Below are 17939 nucleotides of genomic sequence, written 5' to 3' on the forward strand. Positions count from 1 at the left end.
CCGTTGCCGCGTCCGCCGGCGTGCCGCGCAAGCCCGCCCGCAAGCCCGCCGACCGCCGGCGGGTTGTCACGGTCCTGGCCTGGGTGGCCGGCGGCCTGCTCGCGGCCGGCGTGCTCGTCGCCCTGTTCTACTTCGGGCAACGGCTGGTTGGCGGTCCAGCCCCGATCGCCGCGCCGACCGAGAGCAGCGCGGCATCCGCCGACACCACGCCGACGGCCACTCCGACTCCCACTCCGACCGCGCCGGCCACCGGCCCGCAGCCGGTCGGCGTGCATGACTGGGACGCCCTGCGCGGCGGCGAATGCCTGCAGCCGTACACCTCCCCGTGGGAGGAGGAGTTCACGGTCGTGGATTGCGCGACCCCTCACGCCGCCCAGCTCGTCTACCGCGGCGTGTTCGCCGGCGAGCCGGATGCCGCGTTCCCCGGCGAGGCCGCGCTTGCGGAGCAGATCAACGCGCTCTGCAGCGCCCCCGGTGTGATCGACCTCGCCGCTGTCGGTGCCATCCCCGACCTGCAGGTGCAGGGCAGCTACCCGGTGACGGACGAGCAGTGGACGAGCGGCCAGCGGGACTACTACTGCTTCCTCAGCCGGGCGTCGGCCGAGCCGCTCGGCTGACCTCCGCGAAACCGCAGTTGTGCGCGCCATTCGGGCATTTTAGCGCGCACAACTGCGGTTTCGCGGGGAGTGAGCGGGCTAGATTTCGTCGGACTCTGCCGGCTCTGCGGCGACTAGTTCGTGTACGCCGGCGAGGATCTCGTCGGGGCGGAACGGGTAGCGGCCGACCTCGGCCTTGTCGCTGATGCCGGTCATCACGAGGATCGTGTGCAGGCCGGCCTCGATGCCGGCGATGATGTCGGTGTCCATCCGGTCCCCGATCATGGCCGTGTTCTCGGAGTGCGCGCCGATCTTGTTCATCGCCGAGCGGAACATCATCGGGTTGGGCTTGCCCACGACGTAGGGCTCCATGCCCGTGGCCTTGGTGATGAGCGCGGCGATCGCTCCGGTCGCCGGCAGCGGTCCGTCCGCGCTCGGCCCGGTCGCATCCGGGTTGGTCACGATGAAGCGGGCGCCGCCCAGCAGCAGACGGATCGCCTTGGTGATCGCCTCGAACGAGTAGTTGCGGGTCTCGCCGACGACGACGTAGTCCGGGTTGGTCTCGGTCATGATGAAGCCGGCCTCGTGCAGGGCCGTCGTGATTCCGACCTCGCCGATCACGAACGCGGTGCCGCCGGGGATCTGCGACTTGAGGAAGTCGGCCGTGGCCAGCGCCGAAGTCCAGATCCGGTCTTCCGGCACGTTCAGGCCGGAGGCACGCAACCGGGCGCTCAGGTCACGCGGGGTGAAGATCGAGTTATTGGTGAGCACCAGGAACGGGGTGCCGGCGTCGGTCCACTGCTGGAGCAGCGCGGCCGCCCCGGGAAGCGCGGCGCTCTCGTGGACGAGGACGCCGTCCATGTCGGTGAGCCAGCATTCGATCTCGTCACGACGTGCCATCTAGCGGTCCTCTCCCTGGGGCCCCCAGCCTAGCCGGGGCGCGTTACGCGGAGGTTAATCGCTGACCCAGATCGAGCCGGCCGCCTCGAGCGTCAGCGGCCGGGTGCGACCCGACGGCAGACGCACGGTGAGGGCGTCGACGACCACCAGCCGCGTGCCCGGACCGATTCCGTCGGTCGCGAGATCGCGCAGGATGCCGGGGTCGCGATCGCTGATCCGCAGCACGGTTCCGGCGTGGCCGGGTCGCGCCGCCGCCAGCAGAATGGCGGGCGCCCGGTCGACGGCGCCGTCGGCGGCGGGGATCGGGTCGCCGTGCGGGTCGCTGGACGGGAAGCCGAGCCGGGCGTTGATCGCCTCGAGGAGACGGTCGGAGATCGAATGCTCCAGGATCTCCGCCTCGTCGTGCACCTCGTCCCAGTCATAGCCCATCTCGCGCACGAGCCAGGTCTCGATCAGTCGATGCCGCCGCACCACCGCCGTCGCGCGCAACCGGCCGGCATCCGTCAGCGACAGCGGGCCGTACGGAACATGCGTGAGCAGGCCGATCGCCGCAAGCTTCTTCACCATTTCGGTGACGGAGGACGGAGCGACTCCCAGCCGCATCGCCAGCCCCGACGGCGTGATCGGGTCGGGCTGCCATTCGGTGTGCGCGTAGATGGTCTTGAGGTAGTCCTCGGAGGCCGGGGTGGTGTGTGTCATGACGCCCTCAGGCTACCGATCGCCACCGCGAAAACGCACTTGTGCTCGTTAGGGGCGCCGAATAACGAGCACAACTGCGGTTTCGCGGGGATGGGGGACGGGGTCGGGATCATGAAGGGGGACATGGGCGGGCTCACGCGCCGGTGAAGAGCAGCACGAGCAGCACCACGTTCAGCGCCACGAGCAGCAGGGCGCAGACGGCCCCGGCGACGGTCGTGAACCAGCGGTTGGTATACGTGCCCAGGATGCCGCGCTGCGCGGTGAGCCAGACCAGCGGGATGAGCGCGAACGGAATGCCGAACGACAGCACGACCTGGCTGAGCACGAGCGCCTGGGTCGGGTCGAAGCCGGCGCCGAGGATGAGCAGCGCCGGAATGAGTGTGACCACCCGACGGGCGAGCAGCGGCACCCGCACGTGCAGCAGGCCGTGCATGATCTCCGCGCCGGCGTAGGCGCCCACCGAGGTGGAGGCGAGGCCCGAGGCGAGCAGCCCGACGGCGAAGATCGTGGCGACCGCCGGTCCGAGCGTCGTCGCCAGGGCGGCGTAGGCGCCCTCGAGGGTGTCGGTTCCCGCGACCCCCTGCAGGGCGGATGCCGCGAGCAGCAGGATCGAGAGGTTCACGGTGCCGGCGATGGCCATGGCGATCGAAACGTCCCATTTCGTCGCCCAGAGCAGCCGCCTGGTCGCCTTCTCGCCCTGCCACGCGGGGAACCGGTCGCGGGCGAGGGCGGAGTGGGCGTAGATGGCGTGCGGCATGATCGTCGCACCGAGGATGGACGCGGCGAGGAGGACCGAGTTCGTGCCCTCGAAGCGCGGCACGAGCCCGGAGACGACCCCGCCGGCATCCGGCGGGGAGATGAAGACGCCGGCCGTGAAGCCGACGGCGATGATCAGCAGCAGCGCGACGATCACACGCTCGAAGGTGCGCGGCCCGCGGCGGGTCTGCACGGTGAGCACGATCATCGAGATGACGCCGGTGATCACGCCGCCGGCGAGCAGCGGGAGGCCGAACAGGAGGTGGAGCGCGACCGCGCCACCGATGATTTCGGCCAGGTCGGTGGCCATGGCCACGAGCTCGGCCTGCACCCAGTAGAGACGCCGTGCGAGTGGGCGCCGCATCCGCACGCCCAGGATCTCCGGCAGGCTCGTGCCCGTGACGATGCCGAGCTTGGCCGAGAGGTACTGGATCAGCCACGCCATCACGTTGCCGGCCACGACCACCCAGACGAGCAGGTAGCCGTAGCGGGCGCCGGCGGTCATGTTGCTGGCGACGTTGCCGGGATCGAGGTAGGCGACGCCGGCGACGAGGGCCGGGCCGAGCAGCCAGAGCAGGCGCGAGGATGCGACGGTCGTGATCTCGGGCGACGAGGCGGCTCGCGGGGAATCCGGTCGCACGTCGTCCTGAGTCCCGGCGTCATCTTTAGGCATACCGAAATCATAGGGCAGGTTTAGGGTACCCGAAAGGCACCCCGGGCGAGGGCGCTGCTACTCGCGCAGGTCGTCAGGTATGGATGCGCGGGGCACGGGCGCCGGGCGCCCGCCGCGGGCGCGCATCGCTTCTCGCCCGCCCTTGTACAACTCGGAGAGGATCGGAACCCCGGACAGCAGCACGATCCCGATGATGAAGTACTCGGAGTACTTCTCGACGAAGGCAATCTGCCCCAGCAGGTAGCCGACGAGGGTGAGGCCGACGCCCCAGGCGAAGGCCCCGATCAGGTTGTAGGTGACGAAGGTGCGGTAGCGCATGCGGCCGACCCCGGCGGCCACCGGCACGAAGGCGCGAAACACGGGCAGGAAGCGGGCGATGATGACGGCCTTGCCGCCGTGCTTCGCGAAGAAGGCATTGGTGCGTTCCACGTTCTTCGGGTTGAAAAACCGGCTGCCCTCGCGCGCGAAAACGGCCGGGCCGGCCTTGCGGCCGAGGTAGTAAGCGAGCTGGTCGCCGGCGAACGCGGCGACGAAGATGACCGCGCAGGTCACCCAGATCGGGAACGGGACGTCGCCGGTCGCGGTGAGCAGGCCGACGGTGAACAGCAGCGAGTCGCCGGGCAGGAACGCCAACACGATGAAGCCGGTTTCGATGAACACGACCGCGGCGACACCCAGCAGCACGAAGGATCCGAACCAGCCGATCAGCCATTCGGAGTCCAGAAAGTCGATCCCGAAGAGAGTGGGCAGCATGCGAATAGTCCTTCCGGTTGCGGCCGTCCAGACTAACCGCCGGGAGATGTGTGTTCGCGGGATACGGTGGAGCGGTGACCGAGCATCAGAATCCGACGCCCGAACTCTCCACCCACGGCGTCGGCCCGTGGCAGGGGGAGTGGCCGGACGAGCCCCAGTACGACGCGGCGCTGCTCGAGGGAGGCGACACCCGCAATGTGATCGACCGGTACCGCTACTGGCGGATGGACGCGATCGTGGCGGACCTCGACGAGCACCGGCATCCGTTCCACGTGGCCATCGAGAACTGGCAGCACGACATGAACATCGGCTCGATCGTGCGCAGCGCCAACGCCTTCGCCGCCGACACCGTGCACATCATCGGGCGCAAGCGCTGGAACAAGCGCGGCGCGATGGTCACCGACCGCTACCAGCACGTGCTGCACCACCCGGATGTCGCGGCCTTCGTCGACTGGGCTGCCGGCGAGACCCTGCCGATCATCGCCATCGACAACGTGCCCGGGAGCGTCATCATCGAGACCTTCAGCTTCCCCGAACGCTGCGTGCTGCTCTTCGGCCAGGAGGGTCCTGGCCTCTCCGAGGAGGCCATCGCCGCCGCCGACGCCGTCGTCGAAATCAGCCAGTACGGCTCCACCCGGTCGATCAACGCCTCGGCCGCAGCGGCGGTCACCATGCACGACTGGATATTGCAGCACCGCTTCGGACGCGCACGCGCTAGCGTGGGGTCATGACTGCGATCACCGACGATCTGCCCGCCCGACTGCTGCACGAGGAACACGAGGCGTGGCAAGCCAGGGCTGCCGGCCAGGGTGCCGGCTACTACCGGCGCACGATGACCCGGGATGCGCTGATGATCAGGCCGGGCGAGGTCCTGAGCCGCGACCAGGCGGCCGCATCCTTCACCGGCGCGTCGGCCCCGGACAGCTACGAGATCCACGACCCGGCCGTCATCCGCCTCGGCGAGCACGCCGGAATCGTCGTCTACCGTGCCGTTGTCCGGAGCGGCGACGAGGTCACGGAGTCGATCATGTCGACCACCTACGTCTTCGACGATGCCAACGGCGGATGGTGCGTGGCCGCCCACCAGCAGACCCCGGTCTAAGCGGCGCACGGGTCGCCCCGGGGCGGATTCCGAAGGGTTGTCAGAGCCGGAGCCGAGGTCTACCGTGGTCCCACTACTAGGCACCACGGAAAGGATCGATGACCATGGCTGATTTCGGGAACGAGGGCCTCTCGGAGCTCTACCGTCGCGCGGGGAACACGTCGACGGTTTACGCAGATGTGACGCAGGACACGAGCGATCCGCGCCGCACCGGGACCATCCGGCAGCGCACGGTGCGCGAGGCGCTGATCGATGCCGGCGCCCCCGAAGCCGATGCGGCGGTCATCGTCGACCTGCTCGAAGAACCGCCGGGCGTCGGCGGTTCGGTCAGTCGCCTCCTCGTCGTGCGGGGCGGCGCCGTCGAGGTCAACGAACTGCTGCCGGGGGAGCCGCTGGGCGAACTCATCGTGAACTACGGACCGGTGCCGGCGCTGATTCCGTTGCTCATCCAGCGGCCGAGGGACCTCTGCTACGTCGTGGCCGAGGTGGGCAGGGACGGCGGCGAGATCCGTCAGTTCCGGCTCAGCCGCAGCCAGCCCGTCGCTCACCGCGCCGTGCAGGGGGACACCGAGTTCCTGACCAAGACGCAGTCCGAAGACGACTTCCTGGCCAACGGGCGCTACCAGCACCACACCGAGGAGGTCTGGAAGCGCAATGAGGGGCTCGTCGCGGAGGCCATCGACGAGGTCGTGCGTGACAGCGGGGCCGAGTTGCTCGTGGTGACCGGAGACGTGCGGGCCCGGCAACTCCTGATCGACGCGCTCTCCCCGGCCAGCCTGAAGATCCTCACCGTGGTTCCCACGAACACGCGCCCGGGCGGGGCCACGACCGACGAACTCGACGCCGACCTGCACCGCCACATCGCCTCGATCCTTGCCGCCGACGAGTACGACGCGCTCACGCGGCTCGAGACGGGACGCAACGACGGTCTGTCCGAAATCGACCAGGCTGCCGTGACCCGCGGACTCCAGCAGAGCCAGGTGGACGTGCTCATCATCGCGCCGGGCACCATGGGCGACTCCACGCTGATCGCCCTGGACCGCGGGCCCTGGGTGGCCGCCTCGTCCGAGGACGCGCTCGGTGCGGGCGAGCTGGGCGCCGTTCCGGCAGCGGACGCCCTCGTGCGTGCCGCGATCCTGACGGATGCGCGGGTGGTCGTGGCGTCGCCGAGCGAGCTTCCGGCGGGTGCGAGCGCCTGCGCCATCCTGCGCTGGCCCACCCTGCCCGCGTCCTGACGCCGGCTGACCCCGCGTGAGGGGTCGCAAATCGACCTTCGCTGGCCCCGGGAAGGTCGATATGCGACCCCTCACGGGCGGGTTAAAATCCCCCGATAACGAGCACGACTGCAGTTTCGCGGAGGGGACGGAGGGGGTCTTGGTAGCATGGGGTGTGACCGGCGCCAATCTGCTTGACCAGCCCGAGACCCTCCTTCCCCCGGAACCCGAGGTGATCGCGGCGCTCAGTCGAACCGGCAGCCGCGGAATCCCCGAGGTCGTCGCGGCGCATCCGACCTCACCCCTGGCCTGGGCCACACTGGCCGACGCCGCCCATGCGGAGGGCCGCACGCTCGAGTCCTACGCCTACGCCAGGGTCGGCTATCACCGCGGGCTCGACTCGCTGCGCAAGGCCGGATGGCGCGGCCAGGGCCCGATCCCGTGGTCGCACGAACCCAACCGCGGCGTGCTGCGCGCGCTCTACGCGCTGCGCCGGGCCGCTGCCGAGATCGGCGAGACCGACGAGGTGGAGCGCCTCACCGCATTCCTGAACGGCGCGGACCCGAGCGTCATCAACCGGTTCGAGCACGAGCACACCGAGACCCAGGTCATCCGGGTGGTCACGCCCGGCGGGGGGAGACACTCGTCGCCCGCCTCCCCGCCCGGAACCGACCCGGCCCCGCCCACCGAAGCCTTCGTCATCCGAGGAGACAACTAATGCCAGCCATCGTTCTGATCGGAGCCCAGTGGGGCGACGAAGGTAAGGGCAAGGCCACCGACCTGCTCGGCAGCCGAGTCGACTACGTCGTCAAGTTCAACGGCGGCAACAACGCAGGGCACACCGTCGTCGTCGGCGACGAGAAGTACGCCCTGCACCTGCTGCCGTCCGGCATTCTCTCCCCGGGTGTCACGCCGGTCATCGCCAACGGCGTGGTCGTCGACATCGAGGTGCTCTTCGAGGAGCTCGACGCGCTCAGCTCCCGCGGAGTGGACGTCTCCAAGCTCAAGGTGAGCGCCAACGCCCACGTCATCACCCAGTACCACCGCACCCTCGACAAGGTGACGGAGCGCTTCCTCGGCAAGCGCCAGATCGGCACGACCGGCCGCGGAATCGGGCCGACCTACGCCGACAAGATCAACCGGGTCGGCATCCGCGTGCAGGACCTGTTCGACGAGAACATCCTGCGGCAGAAGGTCGAGGGCGCCCTCGCCCAGAAGAACCACATGCTCGTCAAGGTCTACAACCGCCGGGCGATCACGGTCGACGAGGTCGTCGACGACCTGCTCAGCTACGCGGAGCGCCTGCGCCCCATGGTCGAAGACACCGCGCTGCTGCTGCACCAGGCCCTCGACGCCGGAAAGACGGTGCTCTTCGAGGGCGGCCAGGCCACGATGCTGGATGTCGACCACGGCACGTATCCGTTCGTCACCTCCTCGAACGCCACGTCCGGCGGCGCCGTGACCGGTTCGGGCGTCGCCCCCAACCGGATCGACCGGATCATCGCCGTGGTGAAGGCGTACACGACCCGCGTGGGCGCGGGCCCGTTCCCGACCGAGCTCTTCGACGACTCGGGCGAGTTCCTGCGCGCCCAGGGCTTCGAGTTCGGCACGACCACCGGACGCCCGCGGCGCTGCGGCTGGTACGACGCCCCGATCGCCCGCTACACGGCGCGCATCAACGGCGTCACCGACTTCGTGCTCACCAAGCTCGACGTGCTCACCGGCCTCGCGACCATCCCGGTCTGCGTCGCCTACGAGGTCGACGGCGTGCGCTTCGACGAGGTGCCGGTGTCGCAGTCCGACTTCCACCACGCGAAGCCCGTCTACGAGGAGTTCCCCGGCTGGACCGAGGACATCACGGGCGTGCGCTCGTTCGACGACCTGCCGAAGAACGCCCGGGACTACGTGCTCGCGCTCGAGGCGATGAGCGGCTCGCGCATCTCGGCGATCGGCGTCGGCCCCGACCGCGAGGCCATCGTCGTTCGCCACGACCTGCTCGGCTGACGCCTCCCTCCCTCCCCGCGAAACCGCAATCGTGCGCGTTATGGACGCCCCATGACGCGCACGATTGCAGTTTCGCGGGGGGCAGTGTCGGCGGATTACGGACATCACGGGCGACAGCCGATTCGGGCGTCGGCGCGGCGCGATAGGGTCGGTTGGTGAGCGACTCCCCGGCAGCAGGCAAGACCCTCGTCACCCTCCAATTCCTCGGGATGGGCGTGGTCTGGGGTGCCAGCTTCCTGTTCATGAAGATCGCCCTCGACGGGGTGAGCTTCGGCCAGGTCGCCTGGTCGCGGCTCGTGCTCGGTGGGCTCACGCTGGGCCTGATCGTGATGATCAGCCGGCCCCGCGTCGCGGGCGGGCCCGTGCTGCCGCGCGAGCGCATCGTATGGCTGCACTTCACGGTCATCGCGATCACCGGATGCGTCGTCCCGCACCTCCTCTTCGCCTGGGCCGAGCAGTACGTCTCGTCCAGCCTCGCGAGCATCTACAACGCGGTGACGCCGATCATGACGGCGCTGATGGCCACCCTCGCCTTCCGGGTGGAGAAGCTCGGCCGCAGCCAGGCGGTCGGCATTCTCGTCGGTATCCTCGGCGTGATCGTGATCATCGGCCCGTGGCAGTACGCGGCCCTCACCGGCGATCTCTGGGGCCAGCTGGCCTGCCTCGGCGCGGCCGTCTGCTACGGCTTCACCTTCAGCTACACACGCAAACACCTCAGCGGCCGGCCGATCGCGGGAGCGACCTTCGCGTTCCTGAACATCGGCATCGGCGGCGCGATCATGCTCCTGCTCACGCCCGTGCTCGCATGGACTCCCGTGTCGTTGAACTGGCCGATCGTGCTCAGCCTGCTGACCCTCGGTGCCCTCGGCACCGGCCTGGCCTACATCTGGAACATCAACGTCCTGCGGGCCTGGGGGCCCACGAACGCGTCGACGGTCACCTATGTGACCCCGGTCGTCGGCGTGGTCCTCGGCGTCCTCGTGCTGGCCGAAACCTTTTCCTGGCACGAACCGGTCGGCGCGCTGCTGGTGCTGGTCGGCATCCTGCTGGCCCAGAAACGGATCCGGCTGCGGCTGCGGGACAGCCGGGTCCACGGTCCGTCCGCGCCGCACCTGGAGCCGGCCGAGTTCCCGCCCGCCGCCCGAGGGTAACGGGTGGGCCGGGGGACGGGCCGAGTGCATTATCGTCGAAGTATGGCCGCACACGAAGATCTGCCCGAACCCGCCGGGGAGAACGGCAACGACGAGCTGCAGGGCATCCGCCAGAGCATCGACAACATTGACGCCGCGCTGATCCACCTGCTGGCCGAGCGGTTCAAGTTCACGCAGCAGGTGGGGCGGCTGAAGGCCGCGCACGGGTTGCCACCGGCCGACCCGGCCCGCGAACTGCTGCAGATCCAGCGCCTGCGCGGCCTCGCCGAAGACGCCAGGCTCGACCCGGCCTTCGCCGAGAAGTTCCTCAATTTCATCATCGCTGAGGTCATTCACCACCACGAGCAGATCGCCGGGACCGACTCCTCCGCCGGCGGTTCGGCAGCCTCGACCCCCGCTCCGTGAGCTGGAACCCCCGGACGCTCCCCCCGCTGGCCGGGAAGACGTTCGTCGTCACCGGCGCCAACGCGGGCCTCGGCTATTTCACGAGCGAGCAGCTCGCCGCCGCCGGCGCGCACGTCGTGCTCGCCTGCCGCAATCCCGACCGGGCGGATGCCGCCCTCGCGGCCCTGCGCGGCCGGGTGCAGGGGGCATCCGTGTCGACCATCACCCTCGACGTTGCCGACCTCGAATCGGTGCGCTCGGCGTCGGAATCGCTGCTCCAGTTCCCGCGCATCGACGGCCTCATCCTCAACGCCGGGATCGTGCATCCGCCGCGCGACCGGCAGGTCAGCCCTGACGGCAACGAGCTCGTCTTCGCCACCAACTATCTCGGCCACTTCGCGCTCACCGCGCAGGTGCTTCCGGCGTTGCTGCGCACGCCCGGCAGCCGGGTCGTCTCCCTGGGGTCGATGATCTCCCGCCTGATGGATTCGGCGCTGGACGACCTGCAGCTCGAGACCGGCTACGACCTCTGGAAGGCCTATGCGCAGTCCAAAATTGCCATGCAGGTGTTCGGCTTCGAACTCGACCGGCGGCTGCGCGAGTCCGGCGTCGGCGGCCCGGCCGGGGTGCAGTCCATGGTCGCGCACCCCGGCTACTCGATCTCGGGCCTGACCTCCGGCATCCCGGGCGTGAACGAACCGACTCGCCGGAAGCGCGTCATCGGCGGCCTGCCGCTCGCGATCGGCGCCCAGGGCAAGCACCAGGGCGCGTGGCCGATCGTGCGCTCCGCGGTCGACCCGGATGCCGTCGGCGGCCAGTACTACGGCCCGCGCTGGTTGACCCGCGGCCGCCCGGCCCGGCAGGCACCCACTCGCACCTCCCGCGACGCCGCGATCGCGGCCCGGCTGTGGTCGCGCTCGGAAGCCCTCCTCGGCGTCCCCTTCCCGGCCTGACCCCGCCCCCACCCAACCCCGTCCGCCCAACCCCGTCCGCCCAACCCGATCTCGCCCAACCACATCTCGCCGAACTGTGAGTTTGGCACCTTCGCGCGGCCCGGGAAGGTGCCAAACTCACAGTTCGGCGAGCGGGCGGGGCCTCGATAGGGTGAGAGGATGCCCGCCGATAAACGTCCCATGGGAACACCCGCCGAGCCGACGTTCACGCGCTCCGCGCTCGCGCCCGGGCTGCTCGGCGCGATGGCGCTCCTGGGCGGGCTCGCCCTGCTCGATGTCGACGGGTTCATCGTCATCCGCTACATCGTCAGCATCCTCGCGCTGATCCTCTGCGTCTTCGTGATCCAGGCGAAGGCGTGGTGGTGGCTGCTCGGGCTCGTGCCGATCGCCGTGCTCTGGAACCCGATCGTCGTGATTGAACTGCACGGCCAGGGCTGGGTCTCCGCCCAGTTCATCGCCTCGATCGTGTTCATCGTCTGCGGCGTCGTGACCCGGGTGCCCGTCCAGAAGGACTGAGTCCCCGGCTGAGTCGCGGAGAAAGTACCTTCGTTGTGAAACTCACGGTACTTTGTCCGCAACTCACCGCCACAAACGGGGCGTTCGAGCAGCCAGCCCCCTAAGCGAAGCGGGACGGGAGCGTGCCGCGGTGGCGGGCCTGCATCTCCGCGAGCGGCACGGTGAAGTAGTCCTGCACCTCCAGGACCGGCGCCGAGGCATCCGTCACGCCGATGCGCAGCACCGGGTAGCCCCGCCCCTCGCAGAGGCCGAGGAACTTCACGTCGTCTTCGCGGGGAACCGACACGATCACGCGTCCGGTCGACTCCGAGAACAGGGCGACGGATGCGTCCACGCCGTCGCGCTCGCAGATGTCGCCGAGCCAGACCCGGGCGCCGACCCCAAACCGGAGCACCGCCTCGGCCAGGGACTGGGCGAGCCCGCCTGCACCGAGGTCGTGGGCGCTGTCGACGAGTCCCTGCTGGCTGGCGGCGTGCAGCAGCCCGGCCAACGCGGCCTCGCGGCCGAGGTCCACCTCGGGCGGGAGCCCGCCCAGGTGGTCGTGGATGACGCCGGCCCAGGCGGACCCGTCGAGCTCTTCGCGGGTGATGCCGAGGAGGTAGATGTTGTGTCCGTCGTCCTGCCAGCCGCTCGGCACGCGGCGGGCGACGTCGTCGATCACGCCGAGCACGGCGACGACGGGGGTGGGGTGGATCGGCTGGTCGCCGGTCTGGTTGTAGAACGACACGTTGCCGCCGGTGACGGGGATCTCGAGCTCCAGGCATCCGTCGGCGAGGCCTTCGACGGCCCGCTTGAACTGCCACATCACCTCGGGGTTCTCCGGGGAGCCGAAGTTGAGGCAGTCGCTGATGCCGGCCGGAACCGCGCCGGTCACGGCCACGTTGCGGTAGGCCTCGGCCAGGGCGAGCTGGGCACCGCGGTACGGGTCGAGCTGGCAGTAACGGCCGTTCGCGTCGGTCGCGATGACGAAGCCGAGCCCGGTCTCCTCGTCGATGCGGATCATGCCGCCGTCGTCGGGGAAGGAGAGGGCGGTGTTGCCCATCACGTAGCGGTCGTACTGGTCGGTGATCCAGCTCGGGTCGGCCAGGTTCGGCGAGCCGAGCAGGGCCAGGAACTGCTCCTCGAGCGAGGCGGCGTCGGTCGGGCGCGGCAGGGCGGATGCCGTGTCGGCCTGGAGCGCGTCGATCCAGCTCGGATAGGCGACGGGGCGCTCGTACACCGGCCCGTCGACCGCGACGGTGCGCGGGTCGACGTTGACGATCTCTTCGCCGTGCCAGTCGATGATGAGCCGGCCGGTGTCGGTGACCTCGCCGAGAACGCTGGTTTCGACATCCCACTTCGCGGTGACCGCGAGGAAGCCGGCGAGCTTGTCGGGCGTGACGATGGCCATCATCCGTTCCTGGCTCTCGCTCATCAGGATCTCTTCGGCCGTGAGGGTCGGGTCGCGCAGCAGCACCTTGTCGAGTTCGACGTACATGCCGCCGTCGCCGTTGGACGCCAGCTCGCTGGTCGCGCAAGAAATGCCCGCTGCGCCCAGGTCCTGGATGCCCTCGACCAGCTTGTCGCGGTACAGCTCGAGGCAGCACTCGATGAGCACCTTCTCGGCGAACGGGTCGCCGACCTGCACGGCCGGGCGCTTCGTCGGCCCGCCTTCGCTGAACGTTTCGGAGGCGAGGATGGATGCGCCGCCGATGCCGTCGCCGCCGGTGCGCGCCCCGAAGAGCACGACCTTGTTGCCCGCCCCGGTCGCGTTGGCGAGGTGCAGGTCTTCGTGGCGGAGCACGCCGACCGAGAGCGCGTTGACGAGCGGGTTGCCCTGGTAGACCTTGTCGAACCAGGTTTCGCCGCCGATGTTGGGCAGGCCGAGGCAGTTGCCGTAGAAGGAGATGCCGGAGACGACGCCGTGCACGACGCGGGCGGTGTCGGGGTCGTCGATGTCACCGAAGCGGAGGGCGTCCATCACGGCGACCGGTCGGGCGCCCATCGAGATGATGTCGCGCACGATGCCGCCGACGCCGGTGGCCGCGCCCTGAAACGGTTCGATGTAGGAGGGGTGGTTGTGCGATTCGATCTTGAAGGTGACCGCCCAGCCCTCGCCGACATCCAGCACGCCGGCGTTCTCGCCCATGCCGACCATGAGGTTCTTCTTCATGGCGGGGGAGACCTTTTCGCCGAACTGGCGCAGGTAGATCTTGGAGCTCTTGTACGAGCAGTGCTCGCTCCACATGACCGAGTACATGGCCAGTTCGCCGCTGGTGGGGCGGCGGCCGAGGATCTCGCGGATCTCCTGGTACTCACCGGGGGTCAGGCCCAGCGCGTCGAACGGCTGGTCCTTCTCCGGCGTCGCGAGGGCGTTCGAAACGGTGTCGGCGACGCCGCGGGAGGGGGTGGTGGAAACAGCGGTCACGAGTGGCGTTCTCCCAGGGCTAACGGATGTTTGACCCGGCAAGTCTACCTGCCCGGCCTCCGTGTCACTTCGGCGGCCGTGGCCGCCGCTTCCGCGTGCCGCACACGCAGGTCCTTGCGCAGGATCTTCCCGGACGAGGACTTCGGAATCACGTCGATGAACTCGACCAGGCGCACCTTCTTGTGCGGCGCAACCCGGTCGGCCACGAACGCGATCACATGGTCTCCGTGCACGGATGCCTCGGCCACGACGACGACGAACGCCTTCGGGATTTCCTGGCCATCGGCATCCATCACCCCGATCACGGCGGCGTCGCTGATGTGCGGGTGGGTGAGCAGCAGCGCCTCCAGCTCGGCCGGGGCGATCTGGTAGCCCTTGTACTTGATCAGCTCCTTGCTGCGGTCGACGATGGTGACCTCGCCGCCCGCGCCGACCGTGGCGATGTCCCCGGTGTGCAGGAATCCCTCCGCGTCGATGGTGTCGAGGGTGGCGTCGTCGTTGTTCAGGTAGCCGAGCATGACGTTCGGCCCGCGCACGAGCAGCTCGCCCGGCTCGCTCACCCCGTCGGCGGGCACGGGGATCTCCTCGCCCGTCTCGGTGGAGACGAGCCGGCACTGCATGTTGGGCACCGTCACCCCCACCGAGGCGCGGGAGAGCTGCGGCGCGTCGATCGGGATCAGGTGCGACACCGGGCTGGCCTCGGTCATCCCGTAGCCCTGCAGCACCCGGCAGCCCAGACGGGTCGACACCGCGGCGGCCAGCTCGCCGCTCAGCGGCGCGGCGCCGGAGAGCACCGTGTGCACGCTGGTGAGGTCGTACGACTCGACGAGCGGATGCTTCGCGATGGCCACGGCGATCGGCGGCGCGATGAACACGTAGCTGCAGCGCTGGTCCTGGATGATCCGCAGGAATTCGGCGAAATCGAACTTCGCCATGGTCACCAACGCGGCGCGCTGCTTGAACGCCAGGTTGAGCAGCACCGTCATGCCGTAGATGTGGAAGAACGGCAGCAGCGCGAGCACCCGGTCGTCCTGGACGACGCCGATCAGGTCGCGCGCCTGCTGCACATTGGCCACGAGATTGCGGTGGCTGAGCCGCACGCCCTTCGGCCGGCCCGTCGTGCCGGAGGAATACGGGAGCACGGCAACGTGGGTGGCCGGGTCGAACGACACGCGCGGGGCATCCGCTCCCTGGGCCAGCAAGTCGGCGAGCGACGGATGCCCCGCCGCGCCGTCGAGCACGATCACCCGCTCGTCGTCGATGCCGGCGGACCTCGCCGCCGAACGGGCCCCGCCGAGCAGCGGTGACACCGTCAGGAGCAGCTCCGCCCCCGAGTCCTCGAGCTGGCGCTGGATCTCTTGCGGCGTGTACAGCGAGTTGATGGTCGTGACGCTTCCCCCGGCGCGGAGGATCCCGTGGAACACGCTCGCGAAGGCCGGAATGTTCGGGCAGAGCAGCCCGACGACCGTGCCGGGCGCGACTCCGCGGGCCGCGAGGGCGCCGGCGATCCGGTTGATCTGGTCAATCAGGGTGCGGTAACTGGTGGCGGCTCCGGTTGCTCCGTCGACGACGGCGACACGATCGAGGTCGGTGTCTTCGATCTCTCCGAAGAGATAGTCGAAGATGCTGAGGTCGGGGATGTCGACGTCGGGATACGGGCTCGTGAACACGAATGGTCTCCTTTGACACGGCGCTCGGATTGAGCGTCCGGTCAGGCTACCTCCCCGCCACTGGCGCCTCCTGTGTGCGTCGCCGTCATGCCCTGCCTCCGGGAGGGCCGATGATCAGCAGGGTCGCCATGATCGTCACGAGGCCGACCACGAAGACCGTGCCGAGCAGAACCGGACGGTTCAGCATCCAGCGCAGGAGCACGCTCAGCCAGGTGTGGTCCCGCGGGTCGCTGGTCGCCGTGCTGCGCCAGTCGCCGTCGAGCTTGCGGCGACGCTCCAGCAGGCGGTCGAACGGGATCGTGGCGTACGGGACGATTGCGGTGATGACCGCCGCGACCATCAGCCGCAGGCTCCAGCGCTGGTTGACACCCACGAGCACCGCGGTCATGCCGTAGGCGATGAAGACGAGGCCGTGCAGGGTGCCGCCGACCCGCAGGGCCAGGTCGCCCGTTTCGCCGGGCAGCAGCACGTACTTGAGCAGCATGCCCGTGAGCAGGAGCGTCCAGGTCACCGCCTCGGCGATGGCGATGGTGCGGTAGAACAGGCGCGGAGACACGGGGGCATCACTCCAAATGAGGGGGAGGGTGAGATCCCATCCTCGCACCGGATGCCGGGCCTGGCATCCGCCGAAAGTTTGAGTCTCGCTCCCGCCGGCCCCGTTTGAGCTTTGAGCCGCAGACGTCCCGGCGCGGGTGTCGGCCCGTCTTGGCGGCCGGACTATTCGACCAGGAGTGACACCGTCTCGGCCACGCAGGCGGGCCGGCCAGGCGCATCGATCTCTATCCGGTGGCGAATGACGGCCTGGTGGCCCCGTTCCGACCCGGTCACGGACAGGAGCGTGAGCCGGTCGCGCACCCGGGAGCCCACCGGAACGGGGTTCGGGAACCTCACCTTGTTGAGCCCGTAGTTCACGACCATCCGCAGTCCGGCGACCTGGTACACCTGCTTCGCCAGAAACGGAATCATGGAGAGCGTCAGGTACCCGTGAGCCACCGTCAGGCCGAACGGTCCGGCGGCGGCCGCAACGGGATCAACGTGAATCCACTGTTGGTCGCCGGTTGCATCGGCGAAAGCCTGCACCTGGTCTTGTGTCACGGTGTGCCACTCGCTGACGCCGAGCTCCTCGCCGACGAGCGCGGTGAGCTGGGTGAGGCCGTGAATTTCGCGCACGGGTCAGCGCTCCAGGATCGGTCGGTACAGGGCCTGGATCTCGGCCAGGCTCTCGCCGAGGGCCGCCCCGTCCTGGAACTCCTCCGGTACGAGGTTCTCCCCGAGCTGTTCGAGCACGGCGGAGTCGGTCATGCAGGCCTCGAGGGCGCTCTCGAGATCCTCAATGATGGGCGTCGGCAGGTCTTTCGGAGCGAACAACCCGAAAACGGATGTCGCATTGACGAGGTCGGTGTAGCCGAGCTCGGTCAGCGTCGGCAGCTCTGGGAGCCAGCGCAATCGCTCGGAGGTTGTCGCGGCCAGCGGACGGAACGTTCCCTCGTCGATGCGTGAATTGACGTCGGGGTGATCGTTGATGAACAACGCGTCGACGTGTCCGCCGAGCAGGCTGGTGGTCATCTCCGCATTTCCGGATGCCGGCACGGCCACAACGTCGACTCCGTACTCGTTCCTGAGGCGCTGCAGTTCGATCGCGGCCGGGCTGGTCGCTCCGGGCACGCCGACCGTGAGTGTTCCGGGGTGCTTCTCCGCAGCGGCGAAGAACTCCTTCGCACTCTCGTAGGGGGACTCGTCTCCCACGACGATGAGGGTGGGGTTCTCCGCCATGACGCCGAGCGGGGTGAAGTCGTCCAGCGAATAGGCCAGCTCGTTGACGAGTGGGGTCATCACGAGCGTGCCCGCCGTTCCGAGGCCGAGGGTGTGGCCGTCGGGCTTTGCGCTCGCCAGTTCCTGCATTGCCACTGCTCCGCTGCCTCCCGCCTTGTTCTCCACCACGAAGGTCTGGCCGAGGCTGTCGCCGAGGCAGGACGAGAGGGTCCGCGCCGTGAGGTCGGAGGGGCCGCCGGCCGCGTACGGCATCAGCACCGTGACGGCCTTCGACGGGTAGTTGGCCGTGGTGCCGCCGGCCGCGCCGGCCTGGCACCCGGACAGCACGAGCGACAGCCCGACGGCTGCTGCGGGAACCACGAGGTATTTGCGAGTCTCCTTCATGATC

17 protein-coding genes and 2 pseudogenes are annotated in these 17939 nt (G+C 69.2%); 10 read left to right on the forward strand and 9 right to left on the reverse strand.

Annotated elements, in window-relative coordinates; all coding sequences use genetic code 11:
* Positions 1 to 617: pseudogene (locus E3T33_RS15360) on the forward strand (septum formation family protein); the annotation flags it as partial.
* A 78-nt stretch (positions 618 to 695) separates the two neighbouring features.
* Here the strand turns inward: E3T33_RS15360 and E3T33_RS14515 are convergent.
* From E3T33_RS14515 to E3T33_RS14530, 4 genes are all read right to left on the reverse strand, one after another.
* Complete coding sequence (locus E3T33_RS14515) at positions 696 to 1496, reverse strand: HAD-IIA family hydrolase (RefSeq protein ID WP_092321475.1); 801 nt, start codon at positions 1494 to 1496, stop codon at positions 696 to 698.
* 54 nt (positions 1497 to 1550) lie between these two features.
* The gene (locus E3T33_RS14520; protein ID WP_092321476.1) at positions 1551 to 2195 is read right to left on the reverse strand and encodes a metal-dependent transcriptional regulator; all 645 of its coding nucleotides are present in this window, start codon (positions 2193 to 2195) and stop codon (positions 1551 to 1553) included.
* A 133-nt stretch (positions 2196 to 2328) separates the two neighbouring features.
* Complete coding sequence (locus E3T33_RS14525) at positions 2329 to 3624, reverse strand: Nramp family divalent metal transporter (RefSeq protein WP_134575652.1); 1296 nt, start codon at positions 3622 to 3624, stop codon at positions 2329 to 2331.
* Positions 3625 to 3681: 57 nt separating this feature from the next.
* Positions 3682 to 4377: a VTT domain-containing protein gene (locus E3T33_RS14530; RefSeq protein ID WP_134575654.1), complete on the reverse strand. Its 696-nt coding sequence runs from the start codon at positions 4375 to 4377 to the stop codon at positions 3682 to 3684.
* A 74-nt stretch (positions 4378 to 4451) separates the two neighbouring features.
* On the opposite strand from E3T33_RS14530, the gene E3T33_RS14535 reads away from it, so the two are divergent.
* The 9 genes and pseudogenes from E3T33_RS14535 (at position 4452) to E3T33_RS14575 (ending at position 11701) form a co-directional block, all read left to right on the forward strand.
* Positions 4452 to 5108: an RNA methyltransferase gene (locus E3T33_RS14535; RefSeq protein WP_134575656.1), complete on the forward strand. Its 657-nt coding sequence runs from the start codon at positions 4452 to 4454 to the stop codon at positions 5106 to 5108.
* Positions 5105 to 5479, forward strand: a complete 375-nt coding sequence (locus E3T33_RS14540) for a DUF4440 domain-containing protein (protein WP_092321480.1) — start codon at positions 5105 to 5107, stop codon at positions 5477 to 5479. Before E3T33_RS14535 ends, E3T33_RS14540 begins: the two co-directional genes overlap by 4 nt.
* Positions 5480 to 5583: 104 nt before the next feature.
* On the forward strand, positions 5584 to 6714 hold the full coding sequence (locus E3T33_RS14545) for a hypothetical protein (protein WP_134575658.1): 1131 nt from the start codon (positions 5584 to 5586) through the stop codon (positions 6712 to 6714).
* 154 nt (positions 6715 to 6868) lie between these two features.
* Positions 6869 to 7258: pseudogene (locus tag E3T33_RS15630) on the forward strand (DUF3151 domain-containing protein); the annotation flags it as partial.
* Between the two features lie 152 nt (positions 7259 to 7410).
* A complete protein-coding gene (locus tag E3T33_RS14555; protein ID WP_092321483.1) occupies positions 7411 to 8697 on the forward strand; it encodes an adenylosuccinate synthase in 1287 nt (428 codons plus the stop codon).
* 209 nt (positions 8698 to 8906) lie between these two features.
* Positions 8907 to 9848: a DMT family transporter gene (locus E3T33_RS14560; protein ID WP_092321703.1), complete on the forward strand. Its 942-nt coding sequence runs from the start codon at positions 8907 to 8909 to the stop codon at positions 9846 to 9848.
* 42 nt (positions 9849 to 9890) lie between these two features.
* The gene (locus E3T33_RS14565) at positions 9891 to 10253 is read left to right on the forward strand and encodes a chorismate mutase (protein WP_092321484.1); all 363 of its coding nucleotides are present in this window, start codon (positions 9891 to 9893) and stop codon (positions 10251 to 10253) included.
* Positions 10250 to 11185 (forward strand): SDR family NAD(P)-dependent oxidoreductase, encoded by a 936-nt coding sequence (locus E3T33_RS14570; RefSeq protein ID WP_092321485.1) that lies wholly within the window; start codon positions 10250 to 10252, stop codon positions 11183 to 11185. Before E3T33_RS14565 ends, E3T33_RS14570 begins: the two co-directional genes overlap by 4 nt.
* Before the next feature lie 180 nt (positions 11186 to 11365).
* Positions 11366 to 11701, forward strand: a complete 336-nt coding sequence (locus E3T33_RS14575) for a DUF6804 family protein (RefSeq protein WP_134575660.1) — start codon at positions 11366 to 11368, stop codon at positions 11699 to 11701.
* 100 nt (positions 11702 to 11801) lie between these two features.
* Here E3T33_RS14575 and purL read toward each other — a convergent pair whose 3' ends face one another.
* The 5 genes from purL to E3T33_RS14600 form a co-directional block, all read right to left on the reverse strand.
* On the reverse strand, positions 11802 to 14108 hold the full coding sequence (gene purL, locus E3T33_RS14580) for a phosphoribosylformylglycinamidine synthase subunit PurL (protein ID WP_134575662.1): 2307 nt from the start codon (positions 14106 to 14108) through the stop codon (positions 11802 to 11804).
* Positions 14109 to 14152: 44 nt separating this feature from the next.
* Complete coding sequence (locus tag E3T33_RS14585; RefSeq protein ID WP_134575664.1) at positions 14153 to 15778, reverse strand: AMP-binding protein; 1626 nt, start codon at positions 15776 to 15778, stop codon at positions 14153 to 14155.
* 85 nt (positions 15779 to 15863) lie between these two features.
* On the reverse strand, positions 15864 to 16334 hold the full coding sequence (locus E3T33_RS14590; RefSeq protein ID WP_092321489.1) for a DUF3817 domain-containing protein: 471 nt from the start codon (positions 16332 to 16334) through the stop codon (positions 15864 to 15866).
* 161 nt (positions 16335 to 16495) lie between these two features.
* Positions 16496 to 16948, reverse strand: a complete 453-nt coding sequence (locus tag E3T33_RS14595; RefSeq protein ID WP_092321490.1) for a MaoC family dehydratase — start codon at positions 16946 to 16948, stop codon at positions 16496 to 16498.
* Between the two features lie 3 nt (positions 16949 to 16951).
* Positions 16952 to 17935 (reverse strand): tripartite tricarboxylate transporter substrate binding protein, encoded by a 984-nt coding sequence (locus E3T33_RS14600; RefSeq protein ID WP_134575666.1) that lies wholly within the window; start codon positions 17933 to 17935, stop codon positions 16952 to 16954.
* Between the last annotated feature and the right edge of the window lie 4 nt (positions 17936 to 17939).

The sequence above is a fragment of the Cryobacterium sp. TMT1-2-1 genome (assembly GCF_004403955.1).
Taxonomy (GTDB): domain Bacteria; phylum Actinomycetota; class Actinomycetes; order Actinomycetales; family Microbacteriaceae; genus Cryobacterium; species Cryobacterium psychrotolerans.

Bases quoted from the DNA above. Each gene is read 5' to 3' on its own strand.
- E3T33_RS14515 (WP_092321475.1), bottom strand. From the start codon at position 1,496: ATGGCACGTCGTGACGAGATCGAATGCTGGCTCACCGACATGGACGGC.
- E3T33_RS14520 (WP_092321476.1), bottom strand. From the start codon at position 2,195: ATGACACACACCACCCCGGCCTCCGAGGACTACCTCAAGACCATCTAC.
- E3T33_RS14525 (WP_134575652.1), bottom strand. From the start codon at position 3,624: ATGCCTAAAGATGACGCCGGGACTCAGGACGACGTGCGACCGGATTCC.
- E3T33_RS14530 (WP_134575654.1), bottom strand. From the start codon at position 4,377: ATGCTGCCCACTCTCTTCGGGATCGACTTTCTGGACTCCGAATGGCTG.
- E3T33_RS14540 (WP_092321480.1), top strand. From the start codon at position 5,105: ATGACTGCGATCACCGACGATCTGCCCGCCCGACTGCTGCACGAGGAA.
- E3T33_RS14545 (WP_134575658.1), top strand. From the start codon at position 5,584: ATGGCTGATTTCGGGAACGAGGGCCTCTCGGAGCTCTACCGTCGCGCG.
- E3T33_RS14555 (WP_092321483.1), top strand. From the start codon at position 7,411: ATGCCAGCCATCGTTCTGATCGGAGCCCAGTGGGGCGACGAAGGTAAG.
- E3T33_RS14560 (WP_092321703.1), top strand. From the start codon at position 8,907: ATGGGCGTGGTCTGGGGTGCCAGCTTCCTGTTCATGAAGATCGCCCTC.
- E3T33_RS14565 (WP_092321484.1), top strand. From the start codon at position 9,891: ATGGCCGCACACGAAGATCTGCCCGAACCCGCCGGGGAGAACGGCAAC.
- E3T33_RS14575 (WP_134575660.1), top strand. From the start codon at position 11,366: ATGGGAACACCCGCCGAGCCGACGTTCACGCGCTCCGCGCTCGCGCCC.
- E3T33_RS14600 (WP_134575666.1), bottom strand. From the start codon at position 17,935: ATGAAGGAGACTCGCAAATACCTCGTGGTTCCCGCAGCAGCCGTCGGG.